Raw genomic sequence first — 12,232 nt, forward strand, 5'->3', positions numbered from 1 at the left:
CGCGCGGTCCAGGCGTCGTTGCCCGCGGCGCGGAACCGCCGCGCCGCCGCCGACGCGGCGCGCCGCGCCCGCGCGGGGTCGTGGTTCAGCAGCGAGCGGGCCAGCTGCAGCTCGGCCTCGGCCCTGGCCCCCGGCATCCGATGCGCGCCGAAGACGGATGCCGCGCGTTCGAGGATCCGCTCCGCCTCGGTCGCGAGCCCGGCCTCGCGCAGCACCTCGGCGCGGTCGACGTCGGCGACCGCGCCCACGACAGCCGAGCCGGGCAGCACCGCGCGCGCCTCGGCCATCTCGGCGAGCGCCTGCACGAGGTCGCCGCGCAGCAGCTGGATGTACGCGCGGTTGTGCTGCGCCTGCCCCTCGTCGACGGGGAGCGCGTGGGCGGCGAAGGTCGCGGCGGCGACCTCGAGGTCGGCCGCGGCGTCGTCGAGGCGGCGCAGCTGCAGGCTCACGACGCTGCGGTTCATGCGCAGGCGCGCCGCGGCGACGTCGTCGCCGTCGAGGCCCTGGATGGCGTGGCCGAGTCGCGTGTGGGCCTCTTCGAGCCGTCCGCCGAGCATCGCGAGCGTGCCGAGCTGGCCGAGGAGCACCGCGCGGGTGTGCGGGCGCAGACCCTGCTGCGCGACCGCGTCGCGGCAGATCTGCTCGGCCTCCTCGGAGCGGCCGGCGTGCTGGAGGATGACCGCGCGCGTCCCGGTGATGCGCGCGCGCAGGTCGGGGTCGGAGGTCGCCTCCCACGCCCGGTCGAGCACGCGCGTGGCCATCGCGTACCGGCCGTGGATGCACAGCTCGACGGCGCGGCGATGCAACTCCTCGGGACCTTGCGCCACGTCCCCATCATCCCGCATCCCCGCGCACCCCCGGGTGCGCCGACGACGCTACGAGGCGGGCGGCGACCACTCCTCGACGAGCTTCTCGGCGGCACGCTTCAGCAGCGCGATGCGCCCGTCCGCGCCGCCGGCCGCGACGCCAGCGGCGGCGGCACCGCCCATGAGCGGCTCGGCGAGCGCCTCGGCGAGGGATGCCGCCACGAACGGTGCCGCGAACGACGTCCCGCTCCACACCGCGAAGCCGCCGGTGAAGTCGTCCGGGTCGATCGTCTCGCGGCGCATGCCGTACTCGTCGCTGCGCACCGCCGCCTGCATGCCGCCGTTGAACGGCGGGATCGTGCTGAGCACCGCGGTGCCGGGCGCGTACAGGTTCACCCACTCGCCGACGTTGCTGTACAGCGCGACCGAGCGCCGGTTGGGGTTGAGCGCGCCGACGGAGAGGTGCGGCGCGGCGTCCGGCGGATCGACCACCTCCGCCTCGCTGCCCGGCCAGTCCCACAGCGCCGCGGGGAACGACGGCCGGTCGGTGGCGTCGTTGCCGGCCGAGCACACGACGGCCACACCGTGCCGCCGCGCGGTCACGAGCAGGTCGTTCAGCGTCTTGTCGAACAGCTCGTCCTCCGGCGTCTCGTGGTAGTACCCGAGCGAGAGGTTGACGACGTCGATCGGCCGGCCGCCGTCCTCGGGCTTCGCGACCGCCCAGCGCACGAGCGTGCGCACGGCGAGCATGAAGTCGCCCTCGAGCACCGCGCCCTGGCTGTCGGCCACGCGGACCGCGATGATCTCGGCATCCGGGCACACCTGGCGGACGATCCCGGCGATGAACGTGCCGTGCCCGGCGGAGTCGTCGAGCGACCCGTCGAAGGGTCCCGCCACGTCGCCGTGCACCTCGGGATCGGTCGCCGCGTCGTGCACGCCGATCTCGTTGTCGTCGAAGACCGGATGCCGGGTCACCACCGTGTCGGGCAGCCACGCGTGCCTGCCGCATCCGGTGTCGAGGATCGCCACGGCGGGCCGGCGCCCGCCCTTCGCGAGCTCGCGCGTGGAGCGGGGCTCCTCGCCCACGTAGTCGACGACCTGACGGCCGCCGGTCCCGGGGAACGCGTAGCTGCCCAGCGCGGGCGCGTTGGTGCTCGTGAACGGGTTCGTGCTCGTGAAGGGATTGGTGCTGGTGAAGGGATTGGTGCTCGTGAACGGGTTCGTGCTCGTGAACGGATTCGTGCTCGTGAACGGGTCGAGCGTCATCACGTGGTCGAGGCTCACGCCCGGGAGCACCTTGCCGAAGAGCGCCCGCGTGCGCTGCAGCAGGCGCCACGCGTCGATCGGCGGCACCGGCTGGTCGTCGCGGTTCGGCTGCGGGTCGGGGAAGATCCCGACCCGGTGGATCGTCGGCAGGCTCAGCTCGTCACGCGCGCGCCGCGCGCGCTCCGACGCCTTGGCCGGGTCGAGGGCCGTCCCGTCGAGGTTCTCGAGCCGCACGCCCCAGCCGAAGTCGCCCGCGGCCTGCCCGAGCCGCTTCAGCAGCGTCTCGAGGTCCTGGTCGACGACCGTGACGAGGAGGTGGTCGCTGGCGTAGCTGGTCGGATAGGCGGTGACGCCCTCGACCGGTTCGCCCTTCGGATCGAGCGGCACGCCGCGAGCGCGCGCGGCGTCGTAGCGGGCGCGCCACGTGGGCGTACGGGACGAGTCCTGCGGGGGAAGGTCGGTCATGTCACTCCTCGTCGCCGCCGGTCAGCGCGGCCTCGGTGTCACGATCGCGCGGGGGTCGCGACCGTGCAGCCCTGCTCGCGGCGGCGTCACACCTCGAACAGGGGGGTCTGGAACTCGCGGATGCCGCCGGATGCGCGCACCGCGAGCCTCAGGCGTGTGACCCCCGGGCGCACGTCGTCGAAGGCGAACCGGCCGCTGTCGCCGATGTCGGCCGACGCGTCGAGCTCGGCGCCCTGCTCGGACGGCGCGAGCTTGACGGCGAGGACCGCGGCATCCACCCACCCGTCGATGCGACGCGTGCCGCTCTCGTTCGCCGACACGTGCAGCAGCACGTTCGTCGTCCCGTCGCCGAACTGGAGCGTCAGCGTGTCGGTGTCGCTGCGGACGTTCGCGAGGCTGCCCTCCACGAGCGTCAGCAGCGCGTACTCGCGCGTGATGTCCTCCATCGCGATCTTCGCGACCATCCGGTCGACGAGGTCGACCGGGATCGGGTCGACCGTCTCCCATACCGACCTCAGTCGCGCGAACAGCGCGGCATCCGCCACGTGCTCATCGTGCGTGTTCATCGTTCCGTCCCCCATCCAGCCCCCTCCAGGAGGCTCCGAAGCTTCGCCAGACACCTTTGACGTGTCGGCCCGATCGACCCCACCGGCATGGAGAGGTCGGTGGCGAGCCGCGCGTAGTCGGGCCGTTCGTCGAACGCGACGACGCGCAGCAGCCGCTGGCACCGGGCGTCGAGCTTCTGCACCGACGACCACAGGTGGCTGTCGCGCTCCGACAGCTGGGCGACGTGCTCCGCCGACTCCCCGACCGGCAGGTGCGACTCCAGTGCGTCCCCCTCGGTCGGGTTGGCACGGCGCTGACCGCGTCCCGACCGCCACGCCTCGCGGCGCGCGCACGTCATGAGCCACCCCGCCACCGCGCGCTCGTCGGCGATCGACTCGTGCCTGCGCACGAGCGTCACCCACGTGGTCTGCACGACGTCCTCGGCGAGCGCGTGGTCGATCCCGTACGCCCGCACGACGTTCCAGAGCACGGGCGTCATCAGGCGCACGAGGTCGTCCATGGCGCGCGGATCGCCCGCACGCCACTGGGCGAAGGACTCCGCCGCCCGCTCCCAGCGCCCCGGTTCGGGGTCGGGTTCGAACTGCGCGGCGTCCTCTGCTCCCTCGTGCTCCTCATGAGAGACCTCGGGATCGATCGGAGTCACGATTCCTATTCTGGCCACACGGACAAGAGGCGGCTAGGCCGCTCTTGATACAAGGTTCGTGGAACCCGCACGCGACGGCGCCGCGGATGCCGCCCTCCTCGTCCACGGCGTCGGCCGCGACGTCGCCGGCGCCGCGGGCGCACGGCATCCGCTCTTCGGAACGAAGCATGACGGGCCCGGCTCGACCGAGGCGGCGACCCCGCTTAGAATCGGCGCCATGGCTCCCCTCGTGTACGTCTGCGTGCGCCCGCAGCAGGGCGCGGCGGCCGCGGAGTACGAGTCGTTCCGCACCGGGTCGAGGCTCGAGCCCGGTGAGCTGGAGCAGTGGGACCTGGTGGGCGAGCCGCTGCCCGACGACGCGTTCGAACGCTGGCGCGGGTTCATGGTGGGCGGGAGCCCCTTCAACGTCACCGACCCCGAGTCGACCAAGACCGACGTGCAGCGACGTCTCGAGGCCGACCTGGCCCGCATCGCCGAGCGCGCCGCCGCCGGCGAGACCGCGGCGCTGTTCACGTGCTTCGGCATCGGCGTCGTCACGCGCACGCTCGGGGGCAGCGTCACCCGCGGCTACCCCGAAGACACCGGGCCGTCGATCGTGACCCTCACCGACGCCGGGCGCCGCGACCCGCTGTTCGGCGGCCTCGCGCCCGCGTTCACCGTGCTGACCGCGCACAAGGAGGGCTCGGCGACGCCGCCGCCGGGTGCGATGCTCCTCGCGACGAACGACGGATGCCCCGTCCAGGCGTACCGCGTCGGCGAGCGGCTCTACGCGACGCAGTTCCATCCCGAACCGACCACGCGCGCGTTCACCGAGCGCATGGCGGTGTACCGCGACGACGGCTACTTCGCGGCGACGGACTACGACCGCATCGCGGGGCAGGTGCTCGCGGCATCCGTCACCGAGCCCAACCGCATCCTGCGCGGCTTCGCCCACACGTTCTGACCCGCCCCCGGCGTCCGCGCTCGCGTGCGCTGTGCCCCGCCCCGCCCCGTGCGCTGACCCGCTCCACCCCACGCCCGGCCCCGCGCCGGCCCGTCTGTGGCCCTCCCACCCCACGAACTCCGCAGAACGGGACGTACTTCGCACGATTCCGGCCGGATCCTGCGAAGTCCGCGCGAGGCTGCGACGTTCGTGAGGGCGAAAGCGGCCAGACACGGCATGCTCGGGCACGGGATGCCGCGGCCGGAACGGGATGCCGCAGCCGGCCTCCCGTGTCTCCGCGACGGGCGGCCGGAGCCCGCGCCTACGCGGCGGGACCGACCACCACGGCGGCGTCGGGCGGGACCACGAGGGTCCCCTCGCCCGTCCGCACGTCGGTCGTCGCGAGCCACACCTCGTCGCCGGCGCGGCGCGCGACCTCCCACGGCTCCGCGGAGAGGTTGACGAGCACGCGCGCCGCCCCGCGACCCAGCGCGTACACGCGTCCGCCCGGGGCATCCGCCGCCTCGCCCGAGAGCGCGGCGAGGTCGGGATCGGTCAGCTCGGGACGCTCGCGTCGCAGCCGCGCCAGCCGCCGGTACAGGTCCAGCAGCCGCGCGTGCGCGGGCTCGTCGCGCTCGGCCCAGTCGAGCTTCGACCGCTCGAACGTCGCCGGGTCGTTCGGGTCGGGCACCACCGCGGTGTCCCACCCCATCTGGGCGAACTCCGCCACGCGGCCGGATGCCGTCGCCTCGGCCAGTCCGGCATCCAGCCCCGACACGAAGAACTGCCAGGGCGTCGTCGCCCCCCACTCCTCGCCCTGGAACAGCATGGGCGTCCCCGGGGCGGTGAGCGTCAGCACCGCGGCGACCGCGAGCCGATCGGTCGACAGCGACGCCGAGAGCCGGTCGCCCGCGGCGCGGTTGCCGACCTGGTCGTGGTCCTGCGCGTAGGTCACGAGCCGCCACGCCGGCACGTCGGGCGGCAGCGGCCTGCCGTGGTCGCGTCCGCGGAACGACGAGTGGGTGCCGTCGTGGAAGAACCCGCGCGTCCACGCCTTGGGCAGGGCGTCGAGCGCCGCGAAGTCCTCGTAGTAGCCGGCGGTCTCGCCCGTGAGCGCGACGTGCACCGCGTGGTGCCAGTCGTCCGACCACTGCGCCGTCAGCCCGTACCCGCCGGCCTCGCGCGGCAGGATCATGACCGGGTCGTTGAGGTCGCTCTCGGCGATGAGCGTGAGCGGGCGTCCGACGTGCGCGCTGACCGCGTCGGACGCCGTCGCGATCTCGGCCAGGATGTGCACGGGGCTGTCGCCGGACTCGTGCAGCGCGTGCACGGCGTCGAGTCGCAGGCCGTCGACGTGGAAGTCCTCGAACCACATGCGCACGTTGTCGAGGACGTAGTCGCGCACCGCCCGTTCGTCGAGGTTCAGGCTCGACCCCCACGTGTTGCCCTCGCCGTCGCGCAGGTACGGACCGAACTGGGTCAGATAGTTGCCCACCGAGCCGAGGTGGTTGTAGACGACGTCCTGCACGACCGCGAGGCCCGCGCCGTGCGCGGCGTCGACGAGCCGCCGGTAGCCCTCGGGCCCGCCGTACGCCTCGTGCACCGCGTACCAGAGCACGCCGTCGTAGCCCCAGTTCCAGGTGCCGTTGAAGGCGTTGACCGGCAGCAGCTCGACGTGCGTCACGCCGAGCTCGACGAGGTGCGCGAGGCGGCCGATCGCGGCGTCGAACGTGCCCTCGGGCGTGAACGTCCCGACGTGCAGCTCGTAGACGAGGCCCCCGGCGAGCTGCCGGCCCGTCCAGCTCGCGTCCGTCCACGCGAACGCGGCGGGGTCGTCGACGACGGATGCCGCGTGCACCCCGTGCGGCTGCCTCCGCGAGCGCGGGTCGGGGCGGATCGCGTCGCCGTCGCCCAGCACGAAGCCGTACTCGTCGCCGTGCGCGAGATCGACGTCGGCAGCCCACCAGCCGGCGCCGCTCACCGACGCACCGGTCGGGTCCGCCGGGCCGGTCCGCGTGGCGGTGGCATCCGTGCGCCGGGTCAGCTCGACGTCGTCGTGCCCGGGTCGCCGCAGCCGCACGCGCTCCGCGCGCGGAGCCCACACCTCGATCACGGCGCGTCCTCGGGCCCGAGCAGGGCCACCGGATAGCGCTCCAGCAGCTCGGCGAGCGCGACCTCGGTGCCGACGAACCTCCGCCCGGTGAGGAGGTCGACGGTCGGACCGGAGTGCCGCAGCAGCACGGTGTCGCCCCACCCGCGCGCAGCGAGGCCCACCGGCAGTCGCGTCGCGACGGCGAGCGCGCCGCCGCGGTCGAACGCGATCGCGTGGCCGGACGCCGGGCCCACCACGGTCATCGGCGTGTACCGCGTGAACAGGTCGGGGCGGTCGCGGCGCAGGCGCAGCGCGCGCGAGGTCACGAGGAGCTTCGCGGCGCCCGTGGCGTCGACCTCCGGCATCCAGCCCTCGTCGAGCCGGGCGAGGAGCTCCCGGCGGCGGCCGAAGTCCACCGGGCGCCGGTTGTCGGGGTCGACGAGCGAGGTCTCCCACAGCTCCGACCCCTGGTACACGTCGGGCACGCCGGGGCCGGCGAGCTGCAGCAGCTTCGCCGACAGCCCGTTCGACCAGCCGGCATCCTGGATCGAGGCGACGAACGCGTCGACCAGCGGCCGCGCCGCGCCGAAGGCCGCGTCGACGACCGCGTGCATGCGCTCCTCGAACGCGGCGTTCGGGTCCCACCAGCCGGTGGCCTCGGCGGCCTCGCGCGCGGCCTTCTCGGCGTACGCGTGCAGCCGCCCGGGCGTCGCGGGCCACGACCCGACGATCGCCTGCCACAGCAGGTTGTCGAACGGGCCGTCGCCGGTGGATGCCACGGCCCGCAGCTCCGCGAGCACGCCGGCCCAGCGGTCGGGCATCTCGGCGAGCACCGCGAGACGCGCACGGACGTCCTCGCCGCGCTTGGTGTCGTGCGTCGACAGGGCGGTCAGCGACCGCGGCCAGTGCGCCTGCCGGCGCGAGAACGCGTCGTGGAAGCCGGCCACGTCGAGCGAGAACACCGACGGGTCGCCGCCCACCTCGGTGAGCGACCCGAGGCGCGAGTAGCGGTAGAAGGCGGTGTCCTCGACGCCCTTGGCCATCACGGGCCCGGTGGCCTGCATGAACCGGCGCGAGAACTCCAGACCCGGGTCGGCGATGAGCGGCCGCAGCACCGCGAACGCCTCGGCGAGCTCGGGGCGGCGGGCCGTGGCATCCGCCACCGCGTGGTCGAGGTGCTCGACGCCGTCGGGCAGATACGACCGGTACACCGGGTAGCAGGCGAGCAGCTCGGCCGTGGCGTCCTGCGCGGTCTCGTCGTCGAGCGCGTGCCGCACCGGCCGGGGCAGGCACCGCACGAGCCGGCGCAGCTCGGACTCCTGGATGGTGTCGGCGATCATGCGCTTGGTGTCGTGGATGAGCTCGGCGTAGTCGACCGGCGTGCCGCGCAGCGCCGTGTCGAGGGCGTCGAGCGGCGTCTCGCCCGCCGGATCGGTCAGCACGCGGTCGATCTCGGCCATCGCGTCGTAGCCGGTCGTGCCGTCGGTCTCCCACCAGGCCGGCAGCGCCTCGCCGTGCTCGAGGATCTTCTCCACGACCACGTAGACGCCGCCCGTCGCCGCCGAGAGCTGTGCGAGGTAGCCGCCCGGATCGGCGAGGCCGTCGGGGTGGTCGATGCGCAGCCCGTCGGCGAGGCCCTCGCGCAGCCACCGGAGGATCTCGGCGTGCGTCTGCTCGAACACCCACGGCACCTCGACGCGCACGCCGACGAGCGTCGTTACCGCGAAGAAGCGGCGCACGTCGAGCTCCGACGCCTCGCGCCGCCAGTACAGCAGCCGCCAGTTCTGCCGCGACAGGATCTCGCGGATGTCGGCCTCGTCGATGCCGTCGCGCGGGTCGATGCCGTCGAGCGACCCGGGGGCCAGCGGCAGCACGTTGTCGTAGTAGTGCAGCGCGCCGTAGGGCGTGCGGCCGCCGGCGCTCGGGTTGCCGGGCTCGGTGGGCTCGCCCGGCCCCGGCTCGATCACGATCTCGCCCGCGGCCAGCACGTCGTCGAGCTCGGCGCCGAGGATCGGCACCGTCACGCGCTCCTCGCCGAAGTCCCAGTCGATGTCGAAGGCGCCCGCGAAGCGCGACTCGCGGCCGTAGATGAGGACGTCCCACCACCAGGCGTTCTGCGTCGGATCGGAGATGCCCTGGTGGTTCGGCACGATGTCGACGAGGATGCCGAGACCGTGCGCCCGCGCCGCCTCGGCGAAGCGGTCGAGACCCGCCATGCCGCCCCGGGCCGGGTCGACGCGCGTCGCGTCGACGACGTCGTACCCGTGCTCCGACCCGCGCGTGGCCTCCAGGAGCGGGGACAGGTAAGCCCACGACACCCCGAGGTCGCGCAGGTAGCCGGTGACGGCCGCCGCGTCGTCGAGGTCGAACGACTGCTGGATCTGCAGCCGGTACGTGGAGATCGGCCAGGTCGTCATGCGGAGTCTCCTCGAGGATGCGGCACGGGGCCGGTGACGGGATCGGTCGCGCGGGCCGGACCGGCGGATGCCGATCCACGGCGCGGTGTGCGGGCGAGGCGTTCTCGGGCGTGCCTCAGTTCCTGGCCACGCTGGCCGGCTGCTCGAGCGGGCGCGCGGGCACGTCGATCGGCTGGGTGAGCGCGGCCAGCGACGCGGCCACCGAGTGGTCGACGTCGGGCAGCGGATCCTCGTGCTCGATGAGCAGGATGAGCGACTTCGGCTCGGCCGAGAGCGTGTCACCGCCGTCGAGCGCCGCGCGCGACGTGTTCTCACCGCTCGTGTCGATCAGGACGTCCCAGCGCGGACTGTACTCCGCCGACGGGATCGTGAACTCGACGGGCGCGTCGCCCGCGTTGAACAGCATCACGACATGGCGGTCGGAGATCGGGCGCCCCCGCCGGTCGCGCTCGCGGATTCCATTCCCGTTGAGGAATACGCCGATCGCGCGGCCGAAGCCGGAGTCCCAGTCGTCGGGACGCATCGCGGTGCCGTCGGGTCTCAGCCACGCGATGTCGGGCACCGGCTCGCCCGCCTCGCGCACGACGGGGCGGCCGTCGAAGAACCGGCTGCGCCGGAACGTCGGATGCTCCCGCCGCAGTCGAGCCAGCGCGGCGGTGAACTCGATGAGCGGACGGTCGACGGAGTCCCAGTGCACCCACGTCAGCTCGTTGTCCTGCGCGTAGCCGTTGTTGTTGCCGCGCTGGGTGCGGCCGAGCTCGTCGCCGTGCGAGATCATCGGCACGCCCTCGCTCAGCAGCAGCGTCGCGAGGAAGTTGCGCTGCTGCCGTGCCCGCATCGTCTGGATGGCCGGGTCGTCGGTCGGGCCCTCGACGCCGAGGTTGTACGAGCGGTTGTGCGACTCGCCGTCGTTGCCGTCCTCGCCGTTGGCGTCGTTGTGCTTCTCGTTGTACGAGACGAGGTCGCGCAGCGTGAAGCCGTCGTGCGCGGTGATGAAGTTGATGGATGCCACGGGCCGCCGCCCCGAGTGCTCGTACAGGTCGGCGGAGCCGGTGAGCCGCGACGCGAACTCGCCGAGCGCCTGCGGCTCGCCGCGCCAGAAGTCGCGCACCGTGTCGCGGTACTTGCCGTTCCACTCCGTCCACTGCGGCGGGAAGTTGCCCACCTGGTAGCCGCCGGGCCCGATGTCCCACGGCTCGGCGATGAGCTTCACCTGCGAGACGACCGGGTCCTGCTGCACGAGCTCGAAGAAGGTCGCGAGCCGGTCGACCTCGTAGAACTCGCGCGCCAGGGTGGCGGCGAGATCGAAGCGGAACCCGTCGACGTGCATCTCGAGCACCCAGTAGCGCAGCGAGTCCATGATCAGCTGCAGCGTGTGCGGGTTGCCGACGTTCAGGCTGTTGCCGGTGCCGGTGTAGTCGGTGTAGTAGCGCTTGTCGTTCTGTTCGAGGCGGTAGTACGCGGCGTTGTCGATGCCCTTCATCGACAGCGTCGGACCCAGGTGGTTGCCCTCGGCGGTGTGGTTGTAGACGACGTCGAGGATCACCTCGATGCCCGCGGCGTGCATCGCCCGCACCATGGACTTGAACTCCTGCACCTGGTGCCCGCCGCGCGTCGAGGCCGCGTAGGTGTTCTGCGGGGCGAAGAACGCGATCGTGTTGTAGCCCCAGTAGTTCGACAGGCCCTTCTCCTGGAGCGTGGAGTCGTTGACGAACTGGTGCACGGGCATGAGCTCGAGCGCGGTGACGCCGAGCTTCGTGAGGTGCTCGATGATGGCGGGATGCGCGAGGGCGCTGTAGGTGCCGCGGATCTCGTCCGGGATCTCCGGGTGCAGCTCGGTCAGGCCCTTGACGTGGGCCTCGTAGATGAACGTGTCGGCGTAGGGCGTCTTCGGGTGCCGGTCGCCGGCCCAGTCGAAGTACGGGTTGACGACGATGCCCTTCATCATCTCGGCGGCGGAGTCGTCGTCGTTGCGCGAGTCGGGCTTGCCGAAGTCGTACCCGAAGACCGGCTGGCCCCACTGGATCTGGCCGTCGACCGCCTTCGCGTACGGGTCGAGGAGGAGCTTGTTCGGGTTGAACCGCTGGCCCTGGCGCGGGTCGTAGGGCCCGTACACGCGGTAGCCGTAGCGCTGGCCCGGCTGCACCGACGGCAGGTAGGCGTGCCACACGAACGCGTCGACGTCGCGCAGCTCGACGCGGGTCTCGATGCCCTCGTCGTCGAAGAGGCACAGCTCGACGCGCTCGGCCCCCTCGCTGAACAGCGCGAAGTTCGTGCCCCCGCCGTCGAACGACGCACCCAACGGATACGCGGTACCCGGCCAGACCTCCATGGAGCCTCCCCTTTTCAGCCAGTGCCTACCCTACTTGCTCGCACCGACAGGCAGCCGGGCCGCCGGCATCCCCCTCTCGCACGGTCGGCGGTATTCGCCCCTCTCGCACTGTTGGCGACACCTTCCTGCGATGGCCCATACGAATATGTGGCGCCATCGCAGGAAACTGGCGCCGACACCGGCGCCGGGCGCCGGCAGCACTCACAGCGAGAGCTGGTCGTCGAGGTAGGCGGCCAGCGGCCGCGACGCGGCGACGGGGCTCCAACGCACGTGCGGGATGCCGTCCACGAGCGACAGCGGACCGGATGCCGCGCCCCGTGCGACGGCGTCGGTGTCGATGACCGTCCAGTCGACGTGGACGGTCTGCCCCTCCGCGAAGCCGCCGCGGAATGCCGCCGCGGCGAGCTCGGCCCGCTCGCGCTGCGACTGCGCGGTGTAGCCGCGGCGGGCCTCCTCGCGCGCCCGCAGGATCGTGCCGGTCGCCAGCACCGCGTCGTCGGCGAGCAGCAGCGCGCCCAGGTGCCACGCCTCGCCGACCGGGACGATGCGCGGCGCACGGCCGATGCCGAGCACGCGCCGCGGCAGCGCGAGCCGGCCGAGCGCCTCGCGCGGCCGCTCGGCCAGCCGCGTCCGCGCGGCGTCCAAGAGCTCGTCGAGGCTCATCGGATGCCGCCGCACGCCGGGCCCCGTCGCCGCATGAGCTTCGCAGAATCGCGCGAACT

General features: G+C 73.1%; 8 protein-coding genes and 1 pseudogene. 1 reads left to right on the forward strand and 8 read right to left on the reverse strand.

All coding sequences use genetic code 11. The annotated features are described in order from the left end of the window. The 4 genes and pseudogenes from WML84_RS08175 to WML84_RS08190 all read right to left on the reverse strand — a co-directional run. Positions 1–827: pseudogene (locus WML84_RS08175) on the reverse strand (hypothetical protein); the annotation flags it as partial. A gap of 48 nt (positions 828–875) precedes the next feature. Then, positions 876–2,537: a S8/S53 family peptidase gene (locus tag WML84_RS08180; protein ID WP_347345651.1), complete on the reverse strand. Its 1,662-nt coding sequence runs from the start codon at positions 2,535–2,537 to the stop codon at positions 876–878. Positions 2,538–2,623: 86 nt separating this feature from the next. Beyond that, entirely contained in the window at positions 2,624–3,103 is a 480-nt protein-coding gene (locus WML84_RS08185; protein WP_347345652.1) for a hypothetical protein, read from the reverse strand. After that, positions 3,100–3,747: a sigma-70 family RNA polymerase sigma factor gene (locus WML84_RS08190; RefSeq protein WP_347345653.1), complete on the reverse strand. Its 648-nt coding sequence runs from the start codon at positions 3,745–3,747 to the stop codon at positions 3,100–3,102. Before WML84_RS08190 ends, WML84_RS08185 begins: the two co-directional genes overlap by 4 nt. Before the next feature lie 217 nt (positions 3,748–3,964). Between WML84_RS08190 and WML84_RS08195 the strand changes: the two genes are divergently transcribed. Continuing rightward, a complete protein-coding gene (locus tag WML84_RS08195) occupies positions 3,965–4,690 on the forward strand; it encodes a GMP synthase (RefSeq protein ID WP_347345657.1) in 726 nt (241 codons plus the stop codon). Positions 4,691–4,991: 301 nt separating this feature from the next. Here the strand turns inward: WML84_RS08195 and treZ are convergent, their stop codons facing one another. From treZ to WML84_RS08215, 4 genes are all read right to left on the reverse strand, one after another. After that, on the reverse strand, positions 4,992–6,782 hold the full coding sequence (treZ, locus tag WML84_RS08200) for a malto-oligosyltrehalose trehalohydrolase (protein WP_347345654.1): 1,791 nt from the start codon (positions 6,780–6,782) through the stop codon (positions 4,992–4,994). Beyond that, positions 6,779–9,178, reverse strand: coding sequence for a malto-oligosyltrehalose synthase (gene treY / locus WML84_RS08205; RefSeq protein WP_347345655.1), 2,400 nt, complete (start codon positions 9,176–9,178; stop codon positions 6,779–6,781). The genes treZ and treY overlap by 4 nt, the downstream gene beginning before the upstream one ends. A 115-nt stretch (positions 9,179–9,293) precedes the next feature. Beyond that, complete coding sequence (gene glgX, locus WML84_RS08210) at positions 9,294–11,510, reverse strand: glycogen debranching protein GlgX (RefSeq protein ID WP_347345656.1); 2,217 nt, start codon at positions 11,508–11,510, stop codon at positions 9,294–9,296. A 201-nt stretch (positions 11,511–11,711) separates the two neighbouring features. After that, positions 11,712–12,173 (reverse strand): glutaminase, encoded by a 462-nt coding sequence (locus WML84_RS08215; protein ID WP_347345658.1) that lies wholly within the window; start codon positions 12,171–12,173, stop codon positions 11,712–11,714. Positions 12,174–12,232: the final 59 nt, after the last annotated feature.

This window comes from Microbacterium sp., from assembly GCF_039812165.1.
Taxonomy (GTDB): Bacteria; Actinomycetota; Actinomycetes; order Actinomycetales; family Microbacteriaceae; genus Microbacterium.

What these genes read in the sequence shown, in the direction of transcription:
- WML84_RS08180 (WP_347345651.1), bottom strand. Translation starts at nt 2,537, where the DNA reads ATGACCGACCTTCCCCCGCAGGACTCGTCCCGTACGCCCACGTGGCGC.
- WML84_RS08185 (WP_347345652.1), bottom strand. Translation starts at nt 3,103, where the DNA reads ATGAACACGCACGATGAGCACGTGGCGGATGCCGCGCTGTTCGCGCGA.
- WML84_RS08195 (WP_347345657.1), top strand. Translation starts at nt 3,965, where the DNA reads ATGGCTCCCCTCGTGTACGTCTGCGTGCGCCCGCAGCAGGGCGCGGCG.
- treY (WP_347345655.1), bottom strand. Translation starts at nt 9,178, where the DNA reads ATGACGACCTGGCCGATCTCCACGTACCGGCTGCAGATCCAGCAGTCG.
- glgX (WP_347345656.1), bottom strand. Translation starts at nt 11,510, where the DNA reads ATGGAGGTCTGGCCGGGTACCGCGTATCCGTTGGGTGCGTCGTTCGAC.
- WML84_RS08215 (WP_347345658.1), bottom strand. Translation starts at nt 12,173, where the DNA reads ATGAGCCTCGACGAGCTCTTGGACGCCGCGCGGACGCGGCTGGCCGAG.